The 17,830-nt window shown below is 71.4% G+C and carries 15 protein-coding genes; 7 read left to right on the plus strand and 8 right to left on the minus strand.

All coding sequences use genetic code 11. From position 1 onward, the window contains the following. The first annotated feature begins 135 nt into the window (after nt 1-135). Nucleotides 136-609 (plus strand): type II 3-dehydroquinate dehydratase, encoded by a 474-nt coding sequence (gene aroQ / locus ACIHEJ_RS13475; protein ID WP_400134943.1) that lies wholly within the window; start codon nt 136-138, stop codon nt 607-609. Between the two features lie 10 nt (nt 610-619). Here the strand turns inward: aroQ and ACIHEJ_RS13480 are convergent, their stop codons facing one another. The 5 genes from ACIHEJ_RS13480 to ACIHEJ_RS13500 form a co-directional block, all read right to left on the minus strand. Further along, nucleotides 620-1,378: an amino acid ABC transporter ATP-binding protein gene (locus tag ACIHEJ_RS13480; protein WP_400135146.1), complete on the minus strand. Its 759-nt coding sequence runs from the start codon at nt 1,376-1,378 to the stop codon at nt 620-622. Nucleotides 1,379-1,392: 14 nt separating this feature from the next. Then, on the minus strand, nt 1,393-2,328 hold the full coding sequence (locus ACIHEJ_RS13485) for an amino acid ABC transporter permease (RefSeq protein ID WP_400134944.1): 936 nt from the start codon (nt 2,326-2,328) through the stop codon (nt 1,393-1,395). Continuing rightward, nucleotides 2,325-3,206, minus strand: coding sequence for an ABC transporter substrate-binding protein (locus tag ACIHEJ_RS13490; RefSeq protein ID WP_400134945.1), 882 nt, complete (start codon nt 3,204-3,206; stop codon nt 2,325-2,327). The genes ACIHEJ_RS13485 and ACIHEJ_RS13490 overlap by 4 nt, the downstream gene beginning before the upstream one ends. A gap of 306 nt (nt 3,207-3,512) precedes the next feature. Then, nucleotides 3,513-4,169: an MBL fold metallo-hydrolase gene (locus tag ACIHEJ_RS13495; RefSeq protein WP_400134946.1), complete on the minus strand. Its 657-nt coding sequence runs from the start codon at nt 4,167-4,169 to the stop codon at nt 3,513-3,515. Between the two features lie 46 nt (nt 4,170-4,215). After that, complete coding sequence (locus tag ACIHEJ_RS13500) at nt 4,216-4,902, minus strand: maleylpyruvate isomerase family mycothiol-dependent enzyme (protein WP_400134947.1); 687 nt, start codon at nt 4,900-4,902, stop codon at nt 4,216-4,218. A gap of 224 nt (nt 4,903-5,126) precedes the next feature. On the opposite strand from ACIHEJ_RS13500, the gene uvrA reads away from it, so the two are divergent. Beyond that, complete coding sequence (gene uvrA / locus ACIHEJ_RS13505; RefSeq protein ID WP_400134948.1) at nt 5,127-8,153, plus strand: excinuclease ABC subunit UvrA; 3,027 nt, start codon at nt 5,127-5,129, stop codon at nt 8,151-8,153. A gap of 205 nt (nt 8,154-8,358) precedes the next feature. On the opposite strand, the gene ACIHEJ_RS13510 is transcribed toward uvrA, so the two are convergent. Both ACIHEJ_RS13510 and ACIHEJ_RS13515 read right to left on the minus strand, forming a co-directional pair. Continuing rightward, nucleotides 8,359-9,270: a carbohydrate kinase gene (locus tag ACIHEJ_RS13510; RefSeq protein WP_400134949.1), complete on the minus strand. Its 912-nt coding sequence runs from the start codon at nt 9,268-9,270 to the stop codon at nt 8,359-8,361. After that, on the minus strand, nt 9,267-10,415 hold the full coding sequence (locus ACIHEJ_RS13515; RefSeq protein WP_400134950.1) for a LacI family DNA-binding transcriptional regulator: 1,149 nt from the start codon (nt 10,413-10,415) through the stop codon (nt 9,267-9,269). Before ACIHEJ_RS13515 ends, ACIHEJ_RS13510 begins: the two co-directional genes overlap by 4 nt. Before the next feature lie 200 nt (nt 10,416-10,615). Between ACIHEJ_RS13515 and ACIHEJ_RS13520 the strand changes: the two genes are divergently transcribed. Beyond that, entirely contained in the window at nt 10,616-11,041 is a 426-nt protein-coding gene (locus tag ACIHEJ_RS13520) for a Rieske (2Fe-2S) protein (protein ID WP_400134951.1), read from the plus strand. A gap of 75 nt (nt 11,042-11,116) precedes the next feature. On the opposite strand, the gene ACIHEJ_RS13525 is transcribed toward ACIHEJ_RS13520, so the two are convergent. Continuing rightward, nucleotides 11,117-12,064 (minus strand): hypothetical protein, encoded by a 948-nt coding sequence (locus ACIHEJ_RS13525; protein WP_400134952.1) that lies wholly within the window; start codon nt 12,062-12,064, stop codon nt 11,117-11,119. A gap of 395 nt (nt 12,065-12,459) precedes the next feature. Here ACIHEJ_RS13525 and uvrC point away from each other — a divergent pair, with 395 nt between their 5' ends. The 4 genes from uvrC to whiA are packed head-to-tail and all read left to right on the plus strand — an operon-like array spanning nt 12,460 to nt 17,673. Further along, nucleotides 12,460-14,589, plus strand: coding sequence for an excinuclease ABC subunit UvrC (gene uvrC / locus ACIHEJ_RS13530; RefSeq protein ID WP_400134953.1), 2,130 nt, complete (start codon nt 12,460-12,462; stop codon nt 14,587-14,589). Continuing rightward, the gene (gene rapZ / locus ACIHEJ_RS13535) at nt 14,586-15,629 is read left to right on the plus strand and encodes an RNase adapter RapZ (RefSeq protein WP_400134954.1); all 1,044 of its coding nucleotides are present in this window, start codon (nt 14,586-14,588) and stop codon (nt 15,627-15,629) included. The genes uvrC and rapZ overlap by 4 nt, the downstream gene beginning before the upstream one ends. After that, complete coding sequence (gene yvcK / locus ACIHEJ_RS13540) at nt 15,626-16,693, plus strand: uridine diphosphate-N-acetylglucosamine-binding protein YvcK (protein WP_400134955.1); 1,068 nt, start codon at nt 15,626-15,628, stop codon at nt 16,691-16,693. Before rapZ ends, yvcK begins: the two co-directional genes overlap by 4 nt. Continuing rightward, a complete protein-coding gene (gene whiA, locus ACIHEJ_RS13545) occupies nt 16,684-17,673 on the plus strand; it encodes a DNA-binding protein WhiA (protein ID WP_400134956.1) in 990 nt (329 codons plus the stop codon). Before yvcK ends, whiA begins: the two co-directional genes overlap by 10 nt. Nucleotides 17,674-17,830 lie beyond the last annotated feature (157 nt).

Genomic DNA, 17,830 nt, shown 5'->3' on the forward strand with positions numbered 1-17,830 from the left:
GTGGAGGTGATCGCGGGGTCGGGGTGCACGCCGAGGCGACCGGCGCGCACGGCCCGCCACCCGCCCGGGCCACCGTGATAGACCGGGTGCCGAGAGCGGTCGTCGACGCACCGCCCCGAACGGACCGGAGGAACCGTGCCCCGCACCCTGGCCAACGCCCCGATCATGATCCTCAACGGGCCCAACCTGAACCTGCTCGGCCAGCGCCAGCCCGAGATCTACGGCAAGGACACGCTGGCCGACGTGGAGGCGCTGTGCGCCAAGGCGGCGGCGGCCCACGGCGGCACGGTCGACTTCCGTCAGTCCAACCACGAGGGTGAGTTGGTCGACTGGATCCACGAGGCACGGCTGAGCCACTGCGGGATCGTCATCAACCCCGCCGCCTACTCCCACACGTCGGTCGCGATCCTGGACGCGCTCAACACCTGCGACGGCATGCCCGTGCTGGAGGTGCACATCTCCAACATCCACCAACGGGAGTCGTTCCGGCACCACTCCTACGTCTCACAGCGCGCCGACGGCGTGATCGCGGGCTGCGGAGTGCAGGGCTACGCGTTCGGCGTGGAGCGGGTCGCGGCCCTGCTGGGAGCGGCCCGCACCGAGGCGTGACCCCGCGGTCCTAGAGGCGGCCGGCTTCCACGATCCGCCGCAGGAAGCGCCGCGTGCGCTCCTGCTGCGGGTCACCGAAAACCTGTTCGGCGCTGCCGCGCTCCAGCACGACCCCGTCGTCCAGAAAGCAAACCTGGTCGGCGACGTCCCGGGCGAAACCCATCTCGTGGGTCGCCAGCACCATGGTCATGCCCTCGTCCTTCAGACCACGGACCACCTCCAGCACCTCACCCACGAGTTCGGGGTCGAGCGCGGCCGTGATCTCGTCCAGCAGCAACAGCCTGGGCCGCACGGCGAGCGCCCGCACGATCGCCACACGCTGCTGCTGACCGCCGCTGAGCCGGTCAGGGTAGGCATCCGCCTTGCCGGCGAGGCCGAGGCGCTCCAGCAGCCCCCTGGCCCGTTCCTCGGCCTCGGCACGGGAGACGCCGTGCACGCGGCGCGGGGCGAGAGTGATGTTCTCCAGCACGGTCATGTGCGGGAAGAGGTTGTACGCCTGGAAGACCACGCCGATCCGGCGCCGTACCGCGTCCTCGTCGACCCGCGGACCGGTGATCTCCTCGCCGTCCAGCCAGATCGCGCCGTCGTCGATCTCCTCCAGAAGGTTGGCGCAGCGCAGCAGCGTGGACTTGCCCGAGCCGGAGGCACCGATCAGCGCGGTCACGGTGTGCGGGGCGACCTCCAGATCGACGTCCCGCAGCACGACGGACCCGCCGAAGGTCTTGCGGACGGACTCCATGCGCAGAACGGGTCCGTCCGCGCCGCCCATGGCGCTCATGTCGCTCACAGCGAACCTCCCTGGTCCCGCTGCCGGTCCATCCGGGCCGTCACCCAGTCCGTGAGACGGGTCATCGGGATGGTCAGCGCCACGAACACCAGCCCCGCGACGATGTACGGCGTGTAGTTGAGACTGCGGCCCACGATGATGTCGGCCGCCCGTACGGCGTCCACCGCGCCGCCGATCGACACCAGGCCGGTGTCCTTCTGCAGCGACACCAGGTCGTTGAGCAGCGGCGGCACCTGCCGGCGCACGGCCTGCGGCAGTACGACGTGGCGCAGCGCCTGCCGGTTGGTGAGCCCCAGTGAGCGTGCCGCCGCGCGCTGTGAGGGGTGGACGGACTCGATGCCGGCCCGGAACACCTCGGCCACGTACGCCGCGTACGTCAGTGTCAGCGCCGTACCGCCCAGCAGCACCGGATCGACCGTCACGCCCTGCAGCCGCAGCGCCGGCACGCCCAGGACCACGATCATCAGGTTGATGATGAGCGGAAGGCCGCGGAAGAAGTCGGTGTACGCCGCCGCCAGCACCCGCAGCGGGAAGAACACCGGGCCGCGCAGGGTACGGGCGACCGCGATCAGCATGCCGAGGACCAGCACCGCGACCCCGCAGACCAGCAGCAGACGGACGTTCAGCCACAACCCCTCGAGGACCTTCGGCAGCGCCTCGCGCGCGTACCGCGCACTGAAGAACGTCTCCTTGGTACGGGGCCAGCCCGGCGCGTCGACGACGACCAGGTAGAGCACGGCGGCCGTGACGAGGGTCGACAGCGCCGCGACGGCCGTGGCCCTGCGGGCGCGCGCCCGCTTGTGGCGCTCGCGCTCCAGGCGTCGCGCGGACGGCACGTAGCCGTCGTCCGGGGCGCCGTCACCGGCGCCACCGGTCGTGTCACCCGTGTCGTCCGCCCCCTCCCGCGCGGACTCGCCCTTGGTGACGGTCACTTGAGCACCGGGGCGTCGACGGCGTCCGAGAGCCACTGCTTCTCCAGCTTCGCCAGCGTGCCGTCCCTGCGCAGGGCGTCGACGGCGCCGCTCACGCACGGGGTCAGTGCGCTGCCCTTGTCCAGCACCAGCCCGAACTGCTCGGGCGTGCCGCCCCGGTTCTCGAACTGACCGACGATCCTCGCGTCCGTCACCTCGGCCGCGGTGATGTAGAAGGCGGTCGGCAGGTCGACGACGACGGCGTCCACCTGGCCGTTCTTCAGAGCCGATTTGGCCTGGTCGTTCTTCGAGAACGCGGCGGCCTCCTGCTTCGGTTTCACCACGTCGGTGATGTAGTCGAGGCTCGTGGTGCCCACCTGGGCGCCCAGCTTGAGGCCCTTCAGGTCCGCGATGCTCGTCGCCCGGGCGGCCTTGGTGCCCTTCAGAGCGATGACGGCCTGGCGCACGTCGTAGTAGCCGGAGGAGAAGTCGACGGCCTTCTTGCGCTCGGCGCTGATCGACACCTGGTTGATGTCGAAGTCGAACGTCTTCACGCCGGGCGCGAACGCCTTGTTGAACGGCACGCTCTGCCACACGACCGCGCTCTTGTCGTACCCCAGTTGCCGCGCGACGGCGTAGGCGACCGCCGACTCGAAACCCTTGCCGTCGGCGGGTTTGTCGTCCTTGAACCAGGGCTCGTACGCCGGCTCGTCCGTCGCGATCGTCAGTTTGCCCGACGTCTTGGTGGCGGGCTTGCCCGTGGCGCAGCTCTTCGCGGAGCCGGACGGGGTGGCCGACGCTTTCTCGTCGGGCTGCGGAGCGCAGCCGACAGCGGTGGCGAGCAGGGCTACGGTGGCGGCGGCGAGCGCTCGGCGCAGGGCGCGAGAGGCGAGGTGCATGGCCGGAGATTGGCAGCGAACCCCACGTTTGTCCAGGTCATGCCCGTAACTGTCCGCATAGTGGGAGCGGGTGTTGCAGTCGTGTGAACGTGGCTCCCCGGTGCGGGAGTTCGGCCTGGGCCGGGCCTGGGCCGCCGGCCGAGGGCGGGGTAGGAGGCCGGCGGCCCTACCGCCGAGGAGCCGTCAGCCTCCGCGGGGTTGCTTCCCAGTTCACCGCGTGCGGTGACGCGTCGGGAGCGTGCGCACCCCCTGAGCATGCGCGAAACGTTCACACGGGGCGCGCGCGTTGGAGAATGCGCCCGGCGCTCACCACCCGCGCGCGTGCCACTCCGGCAGATGCGGCCGTTCCGCACCCAGCGTCGTGTCGTTGCCGTGCCCGGGATACACCCAGGTCTCGTCCGGCAGCGCACCGAAGATCTTCGTCTCCACGTCGTGGATCAGGCTGGCGAACGCCTTCGGGTCCTTGTGCGTGTTGCCGACGCCGCCGGGGAAGAGGCAGTCGCCGGTGAAGACGTGCGGATGGCCGTGCGGGTCGTCGTAGACCAGCGCGATGGAACCCGGGGTGTGCCCGACGAGGTGGCGTGCGGTGAGTTCCACGCGCCCCACCCGGATGACGTCGCCGTCGTCGACGAGGACGTCCGTGGGCACCGGGATGCCGGGCGCGTCGTCACGGCCGGCGTGGGTACGCGCGCCCGTGGCGGCCACGACCTCGGCGAGCGCCTGCCAGTGGTCACCGTGCCGGTGCGTGGTGACGACGGACGCGATGCCGTCGTCACCGATCATGCCGAGGAGCGTCCCCGCCTCGTTGGCGGCGTCGATCAGGAGCTGCTCGTCGGTGGCCCGGCAGCGCAGCAGATAGGCGTTGTTGTCCATCGGGCCGACCGCGATCTTGGTGATCATCAGGTCTTTCAGCTCGTGCACGTCCGCCGGTCCGCCGACCTTGACCTCTCCGGTGTACGTCATGGTGATCAGCCTATAGCGCGAGGGCCTCGGACGGGCGGCCGTCGTGCTACAGCGGGGGCAGCTTCGGCAGTGCCCCGCCCGCCACCTTCAGCGCCGTCCCGTCGCGGCGCCCGGCGAGCCAGCCCACCAGCTCCGCCGGCGTGCCGGTGACCGTGACCTCGGGGTCGTCGGCCACGTCTCCTGTGTTCCACGCGCGCGTGCCGTCCGTCACGCGGGTCGCCGGGACGCCGGGGTGCCCGCGGAACCGTGCCGTGAGGAAGTCGGTCTCCCGCTCGAGGAACTCCTCCGGGAGATCTTCCAGCTCGTAGCCGATGCCGAGGTCCACGTGGTGCAGCTCCACCTCGATCCAGCGCCGGAACGGCACCCGGGACGCGGAGTCGGTGACACCGTTGCGCAGCTCCACCGTGCGGCTCCAGTCCGCCGGTGCCTCGCCCGCCGCCCGGAAGCGGGCCGCGCTCTCGCGCAGGTCGGCGAGCTGCGCGTCGAGGGCGCGCGGGGCACCGCTCTCGATGTCGGCGTCGCGCGCCTCGGCGCTCGCGTACATGGGGCGGCCTTCGAGGACGTTCCTCAGCGCGTCCGCGTTGCGGGCGAGGTGGGCGAGGACGTGCCCGCGGGTCCAGCCGGGAAGCCGCGACGGCTCGGGGAGCGAGGCGTTGTCCAGTCCGGCGACCGCATGGAGGAGTCGTTCGGTCGCGTCACGTACACATGCCAGGTCATGAGCGTGATCAATCATGGCCCTGACATTAGTCCTGCCACACCTTCAGGTGAAGGTGGTGAGCATCGTCCGCAAATCGAAAGCACGTGCTATATCGTCGAAGGCGGCGTCGGGCATGCTGGATGGTCGGGGGTTGTTATGCAACCGGGCAATCCGACCGGCGTTGTCAGTGGCTCCCCCTAGTCTGAAGAAGCACGGGGGCCCCGCCCCTGTCACTTCTCTCAAGAAAGGTGCGGACCGGCGTGGCCGACCGTCTCATCGTCCGTGGCGCGCGCGAGCACAACCTGAAGAATGTCTCGCTCGACCTGCCTCGTGACTCGCTCATCGTCTTCACGGGCCTGTCGGGGTCGGGCAAGTCCTCCCTGGCCTTCGACACGATCTTCGCGGAGGGCCAGCGGCGCTACGTGGAGTCGCTCTCCTCGTACGCCCGGCAGTTCCTCGGCCAGATGGACAAGCCGGACGTCGACTTCATCGAGGGTCTGTCCCCGGCGGTCTCCATCGACCAGAAATCGACCTCGCGCAACCCGCGCTCGACGGTCGGCACCATCACCGAGGTCTACGACTACCTGCGTCTGCTCTTCGCGCGGATCGGCAAGCCGCACTGCCCCGAGTGCGGCCGCCCGATCTCGCGCCAGTCGCCGCAGGCCATCGTGGACAAGGTCCTGGAGCTGCCGGAGGGGAGCCGCTTCCAGGTGCTGTCGCCGCTGGTCCGCGAGCGCAAGGGCGAGTTCGTCGACCTCTTCGCCGACCTGCAGACCAAGGGTTACTCCCGCGCCCGCGTGGACGGCCAGACCGTCCAGCTGTCGGACCCGCCGACGCTGAAGAAGCAGGAGAAGCACACCATCGAGGTGGTCATCGACCGCCTCACGGTCAAGGACTCCGCCAAGCGCCGCCTCACCGACTCCGTGGAGACCGCCCTCGGCCTCTCCGGCGGCATGGTCGTGCTCGACTTCGTCGACCTCCCCGAGGACGACCCCGAGCGCGAGCGCATGTACTCGGAGCACCTGTACTGCCCGTACGACGACCTGTCCTTCGAGGAGCTGGAGCCGCGCTCCTTCTCCTTCAACTCGCCCTTCGGCGCCTGCCCCGAGTGCACCGGCATCGGCACCCGCATGGAGGTCGACCCGGAGCTGATCGTCCCGGACGAGGACAAGTCCCTGGACGAGGGCGCCATCCACCCCTGGTCGCACGGGCACACCAAGGACTACTTCGGTCGCCTGATCGGTGCCCTCGCCGACGCGCTGGGCTTCCGCACGGACATCCCCTTCGCGGGCCTGCCCCAGCGTGCGAAGAAGGCGCTGCTGCACGGCCACAAGACCCAGATCGAGGTGCGCTACCGCAACCGGTACGGCCGCGAGCGTGTGTACACCACGCCCTTCGAGGGCGCGGTGCCCTTCGTCAAGCGCCGGCACAGCGAGGCCGAGAGCGACGCCAGTCGTGAGCGCTTCGAGGGCTACATGCGCGAGGTGCCCTGCCCGGGCTGTGAGGGCACGCGCCTGAAGCCGATCGTCCTCGCCGTCACGATCATGGACAGGTCGATCGCCGAGGTCTCCTCGATGTCGATCAGCGACTGCGCGGACTTCCTGGGCGAGCTGAAGCTGAGCGCCCGCGACAAGAAGATCGCCGAGCGCGTCCTGAAGGAGGTCAACGAGCGGCTGCGCTTCCTGGTCGACGTCGGCCTGGACTACCTCTCGCTGAACCGCGCGGCAGGCACCCTCTCCGGCGGCGAGGCCCAGCGCATCCGCCTCGCCACCCAGATCGGCTCCGGCCTGGTCGGCGTGCTGTACGTGCTGGACGAGCCCTCCATCGGCCTGCACCAGCGGGACAACCACCGGCTGATCGAGACCCTGGTCCGGCTGCGCGACATGGGCAACACGCTCATCGTCGTGGAGCACGACGAGGACACCATCAAGGTCGCCGACTGGGTCGTGGACATCGGCCCCGGCGCCGGTGAGCACGGCGGAAAGGTCGTGCACAGCGGCTCCCTGAAGGAACTGCTCGCCAACACCGAGTCGCAGACCGGCGCGTACCTCGCGGGCCGCAAGGCGATCCCCCTGCCGGACGTACGCCGTCCCCGCGACCCGTCCCGGCAGCTCACCGTGCACGGCGCCCGCGAGAACAACCTGCAGGACATCGACGTGTCCTTCCCGTTGGGCGTGTTCACGGCCGTCACGGGCGTCTCCGGCTCCGGAAAGTCGACGCTGGTCAACGACATCCTCTACACGCACCTGGCCCGCGAGCTGAACGGCGCCCGGACCGTCCCCGGACGGCACACGCGCGTGGAGGGCGACGACCTCGTCGACAAGGTCGTCCACGTCGACCAGTCCCCGATCGGCCGCACACCGCGGTCCAACCCGGCGACCTACACCGGTGTCTTCGACCACATCCGCAAGCTGTTCGCCGAGACCACCGAGGCGAAGGTCCGCGGCTACCTGCCCGGCCGCTTCTCCTTCAACGTCAAGGGCGGCCGCTGCGAGAACTGCGCGGGCGACGGCACGATCAAGATCGAGATGAACTTCCTCCCGGACGTCTACGTTCCGTGCGAGGTCTGTCACGGTGCCCGGTACAACCGGGAGACCCTGGAGGTCCACTACAAGGGCAAGTCCATCGCCGAGGTGCTGAACATGCCGATCGAGGAGGCCATGCACTTCTTCGAGGCGGTCCCGGCGATCTCCCGCCACCTGAAGACGCTGCACGACGTCGGCCTCGGATACGTCCGCCTCGGCCAGTCCGCCACCACCCTCTCCGGCGGTGAGGCCCAGCGCGTCAAGCTGGCCAGCGAACTGCAGAAGCGGTCCACCGGACGCACGGTCTACGTCCTGGACGAGCCGACCACCGGTCTCCACTTCGAGGACATCAGCAAGCTGCTGAAGGTCCTGGGCGGCCTGGTCGACAAGGGCAACTCGGTCATCGTCATCGAGCACAACCTCGACGTGATCAAGACCGCCGACTGGATCGTGGACATGGGCCCGGAGGGCGGCGCCGGGGGTGGCCTCGTGGTCGCCGAGGGCACGCCCGAGGAGGTGGCCGGGGTACCGGCCAGCCACACCGGCAAGTTCCTGCGCGAGATCCTCGGCGCCGACCGGATCAGCGACGCGGAACCGGTGAAGGCGCCGCGGAGCACGACGGCCAGGAAGACGGCCGCCGCCAAGTCGGTCGCGAAGAAGACGGTGACGGTCAAGGCCAACAACACGGCGACCAAGAAGGCCGCCGCGGCCACGAAGAAGGCGACGCCCGCGAAGAAGACGACGCGGGCCCGCAAGGCGTGACACCCGGTGATGCGTCGCGTGGCACACCACGCGACGCATCGAGTGACGCACCACGTGACACATCATCAAAAAAGCGGCGCCCCGCGGGAACTCCCCGCGGGGCGCCGCTCGTTCCACCAGCAGCCACCCCGGCTCTGCGGTTCGACCGGCTCCCGCACCGCAGGCCCGGCCGCACCTTGACAAGACCACAGGGGAAACGGGCCGCTCACAGTTCACCCAGCTCGGTCGCGTACGGCGGCTCGGCCCCCGCCCGCGAGCAGGTGATCGCCGCCGCCCGGGCCGCGAAGCGCAGCAGCCGTGTCCAGCCCTGCGTCCCCAGGGCGGAGAGCGCTTCCCGAGACAGCGCGTCCCGGACGGCCAGCCCGTGCAGCAGGGCGGCGTTCACCGTGTCACCGGCCCCGATGGTGTCCACGACGTCGACCTTCTCACCCGGCACCGAGTACTCCGCGCCGTCCCGGGTGAACACGGTCAGACCGTCGCCACCTCGCGTGACCACGACGGCCGCCGGCCCCGCGGCCAGCCACTCCCGCGGGGTGCCGCCCAGCCACGCCGCGTCCTCCGCGGAGAGCTTCAGCAGCGTCACCGAGGGCAGCCAGCTCTTGAAACGCGCCCGGTAGGCGTCCGCGTCCGGAATCAGTCCCGCCCGGACATTGGGGTCGAGCGTGGTGAACAGCCCCTGACCGGCGGCCCTCCGCATCAGGTCCTCGTACGCGCCCGCCCCCGGTTCCAGGACGAGCGAGCAGGTCCCGAAGGACACCGCGCGCGTGCCGGAGGGGAGCGCCGCCGGGGCGGTGAAAAGACGGTCGGCCGTGCCGTCGACGTAGAAGGAGTAGGCGGCCGAGCCGGCGGCGTCGATCGTGGCCACCGCGAGGGTCGTCGGCTCCGGCCCGCGCTGTACGCCCGATACGTCGACACCGGCTCGCCGCAGCCCGTCGAGCAGGGCCTCGCCGAAGGCGTCGTACGAGGCCCGGGAGCAGAAGGCGGTGCGGGAGCCGAGCCGGCCGAGGGCCACGGCGGTGTTGTACGGGCCGCCGCCGAGCGCCGGCTTCAGGTCCGCAAGCGCACCGGGGCCCTGCGGTACCAGGTCGATCAGTGCCTCACCGGCGACGACGATCACGAGGCGGTTCCCTTCTCGGACAGCGTGGATGGGTCGGTTCGCCCGGCCGCTTCGGCCGTGGTCGGCTCCTCCGGGCACCCGCAGGACGAGCGGTGGACGAACGTGCACGGCAGCCGCACCGTACGGGCCGGCCGGTCGGGCTCGGCCAGGCGCTCCAGCAGGATCCGGACGGCCTGGGCGCCCAGCTCCCGGCTGGGCTGGGCGACGGCGGTGAGCCGGGGCGAGAACAGGTCGGCCCAGGCGAAGTCGTCGAAGCAGCACAGGGCGATGTCGTCCGGCACGGCGAGGCCACGGCGGCGCAGGGCGCGCAGGGCACCGATGGTCATCGCGTTGTTGGCGGTGACGAGGGCCGTCGGCGGATCGGGCAGGTCGAGCAGTGCGGCCGTGGCCTGCTCGGCACCGGCGGACTCGGAATTGCCCGACACGAGGAGACGCTCGTCGTGCGTCAGCCCGGCGGCGGCGAGGCCGTCCCGGTACCCGGAGATGCGCTCGGTGGTGGTGCTGAGCCCGGGCAGCCCCGCGACCAGACCGATCCGGCGGTGTCCCAGTCCGGCGAGATGAGTGACGAGCCGGGCGGTCGGCTCGGCGCTCTCGGCACAGACCTGGTCGAAGCACGGCACGCCCGTGGCAGGGCCGGCGCCCGCTGCACCGCCGGCCCGGGCGGCGTCGTCCGGCGCGTTCCCGTCCCATGTGCCCGTGTCTATGAGGCGGTCCAGGAACACCGTCGGCACGGCATGCCGGCGGAGATAGCCGATCAGCTCCCGCGGGGTGGCGGAGGGAGTGACGACCATGCCGTCCACCCGGCGCTCGTGCAGGAGCTGTACGACCTTGCGTTCATGCCCCGGGTCGTCGTGCGGGTCGGCGATGAGCAGGCTGTAGCCCGCTTCCAGGGCGGCGGCCTCGACGCCCTGGAGGATCTCCGTGAAGTACGGGTTGCTGATCGCCGAGACCGCTAGCCCGATGGAGCGGGTGCGGGAGGTCACCAGGGAGCGGGCCAGGGTGTTCGGCGTGTACCCGAGAGCGTCGATGGCGTCCCGCACGGCCTGCCGGGTGTGGGGCGACACCGGGCGCGTGCCGTTGAGGACGTGGGAGACGGTCGCCACGGAGACTCCGGCGCTGCGGGCCACGTCCGCCATGGTGGGCATCGGGCCTCCCTTCCTGGGCAAGTCTTCCGGCCGGAAGGTACCCCATCCGACCAACAGACGTAAACGCTTGCGCAATCGTTTACGCGAGCGTCCGCCGGCTGCGTCCCTCCCCGCCCGACCCGCGTCCGCCCCCGCCCCGGGCCCGCCCCCTCTGCCCGGGTATCGTCGCCCTGCACGTCCCTTGACCCGTGGAGTTCCAGATGCCCGCCCGACCGTCCGCAAGCCGCCGTACCGTCCTTCGAGGGGCTGCCGTGGCCCCGGTCGCCGGGCTCGGCCTGGCGGCGTGCGCGGCTCCGGACGGGAGCGGTTCGGCGGCCGTCCCGACCACGCCGGTCGACCTCGGTGCCGAGAGCGAGATCGCGAAGGGCGGCGCCAAGCTGTACCGGGATCACAACGTGGTGGTCAGCCGCGACGGGAGCGGCACGCTGAAGGCGTACAGCACGCTCTGCACGCACGCGGGGTGCCCCATCAACAAGCTGCAGGGCACGACGCTGATCTGCCCCTGCCACGGCAGTCAGTTCGACGCCGTGACGGGCAAGGTGGTCCAGGCGCCGGCCACCGAGCCGTTGGCGGAGCTGCCGGTGAAGGCCGCGGCCGGCAGGATCGTCGCGGGCCCGGGAGCCTGACCGCGGGGCCGCCGGGCACCGTGGGGCCCCGCGTCTCCAGCCCGCGCGCCCCTCACTCCCAGATCCGGTACCGGCTCACTCCCAGTCCCAGGCGATGCCGACGATGCCGGGTCGGATCCGGGGCTCGACCACATGGACGCAGTGGTGCGGGCCGGTGACGGGCAGGTCCTGCCGTCCACTGCGCGGGGCCGCCGCCGAGTGCTGGGTGAAGCGGTGGCAGCGCACCGGCAGTGCGGTCGCGTCGAATCGCACCTGGAGGGCGTACTGGCCGCCGGGGGAGTCGAAGGGGCGCAGGTACTCGCCGCAGGGTCCGGCCGTGCCGTCCTCGACGCCGTACCGGAAGAGGAAGGTGTCGCCGGAGCGCAGCCGGGTGCCGAAGAGCAGCTCCGCCACCAGCACACCGGTGTCCTGGTCCCAGCGGACACGTCCCGTGCGGCAGTTCTCCAGGGCCCGCACCCGCATGTCGCGGGGGCTGCAGCCGGGGTCGCCGTGGTGCACGGCGAGGAAGCGGTCGACGCCGTCGTGGTGGGCCCGCACGATGTGGTGGGACTCGCGGCCCGCCAGCTCACGCCGGGCACCGATCCGGACGCATTCGTGGTGGCCCAGGGTGTGCAGCCCGCCGTCGAGAGGCCGGTCCAGCTCGGACCGGAGCCGCTCCAGGACGTCCGAGGCCTCGATCAGGGAGCGGTAGGAGCGGCCCGCCGGGCGGCCGGCCCGCGCCCGTGCGTCGGACTCGGCGAGCAGGCGGATCAGCGACTCGTCCGGGAGCTGGAGGATCTCCTCCAGGGCCCGGACGGCCCGCAGCGACTCCGGGCGCTGCGGGCGGCGGGCGCCCTGCTGCCAGTAACTGAGGCTGGTCACGCCGACCTTGACCCCGCGGCGGGACAGATGGTGCTGGACGCGCTGGAGCGGCAGTCCGCGTGCGGCGATCGCGGCGCGCAGCGCCACGTGGAAGGGGCCGCCCCGCAGGATCGTGTCCAGTTCCGCGCTGGGGACGTCCGCGTGCTCTGTGGCATGGAGCATGCCGAGGGGCCTCTCTGTGAAGTGTCGCTACGGCTGGTCAGACCGCTGTGCGGGGGTGCGGGGCCCCTGTGGGCGCCGTGGACGCCCGTGGCTGCGCACGGTACGCCTGGCCGTGCGGGTGCACGGCCCCGAGTTCCCCCGCATTGAAGCGTGTTGACCAGACACCGACAACACCATCGACCGGCCTTCTGCCGTACCTGGCCGCGCCGCGACCGCTCCGCCGGGGCCGCCGACCCCTCACGGGGACCCCGTCGGCCGACGTCGCGCGGCTCGGCGGGGGCTGAGCCGCACGCCCCGGCGGGCGCCGAGCGGCACGGGTGCGGGCACGAGCGGCACGGCTGGGACAGCGCCACGGGCCCGACGCGGTGTCGGTGGTCGCCAGTAGGGTGTGAGACATGGCCGACCCCTCCAGCTACCGCCCCAGGCCGGGTGAGATCCCGGACTCTCCGGGGGTGTACAGGTTCCGTGACGAGCACCGCCGGGTGATCTACGTCGGAAAGGCGAAAAGCCTGCGTCAGCGCCTGGCGAACTACTTCCAGGACCTGGCGAACCTGCACCCGCGCACCCGGACGATGGTCACCACCGCCGCGTCCGTGGAGTGGACCGTGGTGTCCACGGAGGTCGAGGCGCTGCAGCTGGAGTACTCCTGGATCAAGGAGTACGACCCCCGGTTCAACGTCAAGTACCGCGACGACAAGAGCTACCCGTATCTCGCGGTGACGATGAACGAGGAGTTCCCGCGCGTACAGGTGATGCGCGGTCACAAGAAGAAGGGCGTCCGGTACTTCGGTCCGTACGCGCATGCGTGGGCCATCCGCGACACCGTCGACCTGCTGCTGCGAGTCTTCCCGGTGCGCACCTGCTCGGCCGGCGTGTTCAAGAACGCCTCCCGCACCGGCCGCCCCTGCCTGCTCGGCTACATCGGCAAGTGCGCCGCCCCCTGCGTCGGCCGGATCACCCCCGACGAGCACGGGGAGCTGGCGGACGAGTTCTGCGACTTCATGGCCGGCCGCACCGGCACCTACCTCCGCCGTCTGGAGAAGCAGATGATGGAGGCGGCGGAGGAGATGGAGTACGAGCGGGCCGCCCGGCTGCGCGACGACATCGGGGCCCTGAAGAAGGCCATGGAGAAGAACGCGGTCGTGCTCGCCGACGCGACCGACGCCGACCTGATCGCCGTCGCCGAGGACGAGCTGGAGGCGGCTGTGCAGATCTTCCACGTGCGCGGCGGCCGGGTGCGCGGCCAGCGCGGCTGGGTGACCGACAAGGTCGAGGAGGTCACCACCGGCGCCCTGGTGGAGCACGCCCTGCAGCAGCTGTACGGGGAGGAGTCCGGGGACGCGGTCCCCAAGGAGGTCCTGGTCCCGGCCCTGCCCGAGCCGGTCGAGCCGGTGCAGGACTGGCTGACCGGCCGCCGCGGGTCGAACGTGTCGCTGCGCATCCCGCAGCGCGGCGACAAGAAGGCGCTGATGGAGACCGTGCAGCGCAACGCGCAGCAGGCCCTCGCGCTGCACAAGACCAAGCGCGCCTCCGACCTGACCACGCGCTCGCGTGCGCTGGAGGAGATCGCCGATGCCCTCGACCTGGACAGCGCCCCGCTGCGGATCGAGTGCTACGACATCTCGCACCTCCAGGGGGACGACGTGGTCGCCTCCATGGTGGTCTTCGAGGACGGCCTGCAGCGCAAGAGCGAGTACCGCCGCTTCCAGATCAAGGGCTTCGCCGGCCAGGACGACGTCCGCTCCATGCACGAGGTGATCACCCGCCGCTTCAAGCGGTACCTCGCCGAGAAGGAGAAGACGGGCGAGTGGACCGACGGCGCCGGCGCGGAGGAGGCGCCCACCGACGGCGAAGGCACCCTGACCCTCACCGACGGCGACGGCGACAGCACCCTCACCGGCACCGAGGAGATCACGAACTCCCTCAAGGACGACGAGGGCCGTCCCAAGAAGTTCGCCTATCCGCCGCAGCTCGTCGTGGTCGACGGCGGTCAGCCGCAGGTCGCGGCGGCCCGGCGGGCCCTGGACGAGCTGGGCATCGACGACATCGCCGTGTGCGGTCTCGCCAAGCGCCTGGAGGAGGTCTGGGTGCCCGGCGAGGACGACCCGGTGGTCCTGCCCCGCACCAGCGAGGGCCTCTATCTGCTCCAGCGCGTCCGTGACGAGGCCCACCGCTTCGCGATCACCTATCAGCGCACCAAGCGTGCCAAGCGCTTCCGCTCCAGCCCCCTGGACGACGTCCCAGGCCTCGGCGAGACCCGCAAACAGGCGCTCATCAAGCATTTCGGCTCGGTGAAGAAGCTGCGGTCCGCCACAATCGAGCAGATCCAGGAGGTGCCCGGGATAGGCCGCAAGACGGCCGAGACCATCGCCGTGGCCCTCGCCCGGTCGGCCCCGGCCGCACCCGCCGTGAACACGGCGACCGGAGAGATCATTGATGACGAGGAACCCGACACGACGGCGGGTTCCTCGGGGGAGCCCGTGACCGCGGGCCTCCCGGACGAACGACGGGGGCAGGAGACATGACGGAGCACGAGGCACAGCCCACGGCGGAGCGAGATCGCGCGCACAAGGAAACGGGCGAGAACCAGCCGCGCCGGCCGGCCGAGGGGCAGCCCGCGGCCGAGGCGGAGCCGCAGCACGCGGTCCAGGAAAACGGAGAACAGGTGAGCACGGACGTCACACCGGCCGGCGGCCCGGAAGCGGCCATCCCCGAGCTGGTGATCATCTCCGGTATGTCCGGAGCAGGCCGGTCGACGGCGGCCAAGTGTCTGGAGGACCTCGGCTGGTTCGTCGTGGACAACCTCCCGCCCGCCCTCATCCCCACCATGGTGGAGCTGGGCGCCCGCTCGCAGGGCAACGTGGCGCGGATCGCGGTCGTCGTGGACGTGCGCGGCCGGCGCTTCTTCGACAACCTGCGCGAGTCCCTCGCGGACCTGGAGGCGAAGAACGTCACCCGGCGGATCGTCTTCCTGGAGTCCTCCGACGAGGCGCTGGTGCGCCGTTTCGAGTCGGTGCGCCGCCCGCACCCCCTCCAGGGCGACGGCCGCATCGTGGACGGCATCGCCGCCGAGCGGGAGCTGCTGCGCGAGCTGCGCGGCGACGCCGACCTGGTGATCGACACCTCCAGCCTCAACGTGCACGAGCTGCGCGCCAAGATGGACGCCCAGTTCGCCGGAGAGGAGGAGCCCGAGCTGCGGGCCACCGTGATGTCCTTCGGCTTCAAGTACGGCCTGCCGGTCGACGCGGACCTGGTCGCGGACATGCGGTTCCTGCCCAACCCGCACTGGGTCCCGGAGCTGCGCCCGTACACGGGGCTCAACGAGGAGGTCGCCGCCTACGTCTTCAACCAGCCCGGCGCCAAGGAGTTCCTCGACCGGTACGCCGAACTGCTCCGGCTCATCGCGGCCGGCTACCGGCGCGAGGGCAAGCGGTATGTGACCATCGCCATCGGCTGTACCGGCGGCAAGCACCGCTCGGTCGCGATGTCGGAGAAGCTCGCCGCGCGCCTCGCGGCCGAGGGCGTGGAGACGGTGGTCGTACACCGGGACATGGGACGGGAATGACGCAACGTACACCGCGGCTGAGCAGGCTGCGCCGGATGGTGCCCGAGTCGCGCGCCGGCCGCCCGGTCGAGGCCCGCGGGGCCAGGCCCCGTCGGCGTGGCGCGCAGCCCAAGGTGGTCGCGCTCGGCGGCGGCATGGGCCTGTCCGCCTCGCTCGCCGCGCTGCGCCGGATCACCGGCGACCTCACCGCCGTCGTCACCGTGGCCGACGACGGCGGCTCCAGCGGCCGGCTCCGTGACGAGCTGGGCGTGCTGCCGCCCGGTGACCTGCGCAAGGCACTGGCCGCGCTGTGCGGCGACGACGACTGGGGCCAGACCTGGGCCCGGGTCATCCAGCACCGCTTCCAGTCCAAGGGCGACCTGCACGACCACGCGGTCGGCAACCTGCTGATCGTCGCCCTGTGGGAGCAGCTCGGCGACCATGTGCAGGCCCTGGACCTGGTCGGCAAGCTGCTCGGCGCGCACGGGCGTGTGCTGCCCATGTCGGCCGTGCCGCTGGAGCTGCAGGCACTGGTCAAGGGGCACGACCCGGAGCGCCCCGAGGAGGTGGACACCGTGCGTGGGCAGGCGACCGTCGCGCTCACGCCCGGTGAGGTGCAGTCGGTGCATCTCGTGCCCCACGACCCGCCCGCCGTCCCGCAGGCGGTCGAGGCGGTGCTGGACGCGGACTGGGTGGTGCTCGGTCCCGGCTCCTGGTTCTCCTCGGTGATCCCGCACCTGCTCGTCCCCGAGTTGCTGGACGCGCTCACCGAGACCAAGGCGCGCAAGGTGCTGTCCCTGAACCTCGCGCCGCAGCCCGGAGAAACCGAGGGCTTCTCCCCGCAGCGTCATTTGGAGGTTTTGGGGCGACACGCCCCTAAACTCGCCCTGGACGTGGTGCTGGCCGACGAGGCCGCCGTGCCCGACCGCGACTCGCTCACCGAGGCCGCCAAGCGGCTGGGAGCCGCGGTCGAGCTGGCGCCGGTGGCCCGGACCGACGGTTCTCCCCGGCACGACCCGGAGCTGTTGGCCGCCGCGTACGACCGTATTTTTCGGATGCATGGAAGGATCGGCCCATGGCGATGACGGCAGCGGTGAAGGACGAGATCTCTCGGCTCCCCGTCACCCGGACCTGCTGCAGGAAGGCGGAGGTCTCCGCCATTCTGCGGTTCGCCGGCGGCCTTCACCTGGTGAGCGGGCGCATCGTGATCGAGGCGGAGCTGGACACCGCGATGGCGGCCCGCCGGCTCAAGCGGGACATCCTGGAGATCTTCGGGCACAGTTCCGAGCTGATCGTGATGGCGCCCGGCGGGCTGCGCCGCGGCTCGCGGTACGTCGTACGGGTCGTCGCGGGCGGTGACCAGCTGGCCCGGCAGACGGGCCTGGTGGACGGCCGGGGCCGGCCGATCCGCGGGCTGCCCCCGCAGGTGGTCTCGGGGGCCACCTGCGACGCGGAGGCGGCTTGGCGCGGAGCCTTCCTGGCGCACGGCTCGCTGACCGAGCCGGGCCGTTCCTCCTCGCTGGAGGTGACCTGCCCGGGGCCGGAGGCCGCGCTCGCGCTGGTCGGTGCCGCACGCCGGCTGTCGATCGCCGCCAAGGCACGCGAGGTGCGCGGCGTGGACCGGGTGGTCGTCCGTGACGGTGACGCGATCGGCGCGCTGCTGACCCGGCTCGGTGCGCACGAGTCGGTGCTGGCCTGGGAGGAGCGCCGGATGCGCCGCGAGGTGCGGGCCACGGCCAACCGGCTCGCCAACTTCGACGACGCCAACCTGCGCCGGTCGGCCCGTGCCGCGGTGGCGGCGGGTGCCCGGGTGCAGCGGGCCCTGGAGATCCTCGCCGACGAGGTGCCGGAGCACCTGGCCGCCGCAGGGCGCCTGCGCATGGAGCACAAGCAGGCATCCCTGGAGGAGCTGGGCGCGCTCGCCGATCCGCCGCTGACCAAGGACGCGGTCGCGGGCCGGATCCGCCGCCTGCTGGCCATGGCCGACAAGCGTGCCGCCGACCTGGGCATCCCGGGCACCGAGGCCAATCTGACGGAGGAGCTGGCGGACAACCTGGTCGGCTGAGTCCACGTCAACACGCCGGTGTCGAGGCCCACTTGGGGCCGCGGCACCGGCGTCCGCGTATCCGCCGCAGCCTCGTTTGCATGGCCATGAGGCGCTCTTGACTCGATCATGGACTGACATGAGCCTGGCAACCAGTTCGCCGCTGTGGCGGACCACC

It is taken from the genome of Streptomyces sp. NPDC052301 (assembly GCF_044593395.1).
Lineage (GTDB): Bacteria > Actinomycetota > Actinomycetes > Streptomycetales > Streptomycetaceae > Streptomyces.

What these genes read in the sequence shown, in the direction of transcription:
- ACIHEJ_RS13480 (WP_400135146.1), bottom strand. Translation starts at nt 1,378, where the DNA reads ATGGGCGGCGCGGACGGACCCGTTCTGCGCATGGAGTCCGTCCGCAAG.
- ACIHEJ_RS13490 (WP_400134945.1), bottom strand. Translation starts at nt 3,206, where the DNA reads ATGCACCTCGCCTCTCGCGCCCTGCGCCGAGCGCTCGCCGCCGCCACC.
- ACIHEJ_RS13495 (WP_400134946.1), bottom strand. Translation starts at nt 4,169, where the DNA reads ATGACGTACACCGGAGAGGTCAAGGTCGGCGGACCGGCGGACGTGCAC.
- ACIHEJ_RS13500 (WP_400134947.1), bottom strand. Translation starts at nt 4,902, where the DNA reads ATGATTGATCACGCTCATGACCTGGCATGTGTACGTGACGCGACCGAA.
- ACIHEJ_RS13515 (WP_400134950.1), bottom strand. Translation starts at nt 10,415, where the DNA reads ATGCCCACCATGGCGGACGTGGCCCGCAGCGCCGGAGTCTCCGTGGCG.
- ACIHEJ_RS13520 (WP_400134951.1), top strand. Translation starts at nt 10,616, where the DNA reads ATGCCCGCCCGACCGTCCGCAAGCCGCCGTACCGTCCTTCGAGGGGCT.
- ACIHEJ_RS13525 (WP_400134952.1), bottom strand. Translation starts at nt 12,064, where the DNA reads ATGCTCCATGCCACAGAGCACGCGGACGTCCCCAGCGCGGAACTGGAC.
- uvrC (WP_400134953.1), top strand. Translation starts at nt 12,460, where the DNA reads ATGGCCGACCCCTCCAGCTACCGCCCCAGGCCGGGTGAGATCCCGGAC.
- rapZ (WP_400134954.1), top strand. Translation starts at nt 14,586, where the DNA reads ATGACGGAGCACGAGGCACAGCCCACGGCGGAGCGAGATCGCGCGCAC.
- yvcK (WP_400134955.1), top strand. Translation starts at nt 15,626, where the DNA reads ATGACGCAACGTACACCGCGGCTGAGCAGGCTGCGCCGGATGGTGCCC.
- whiA (WP_400134956.1), top strand. Translation starts at nt 16,684, where the DNA reads ATGGCGATGACGGCAGCGGTGAAGGACGAGATCTCTCGGCTCCCCGTC.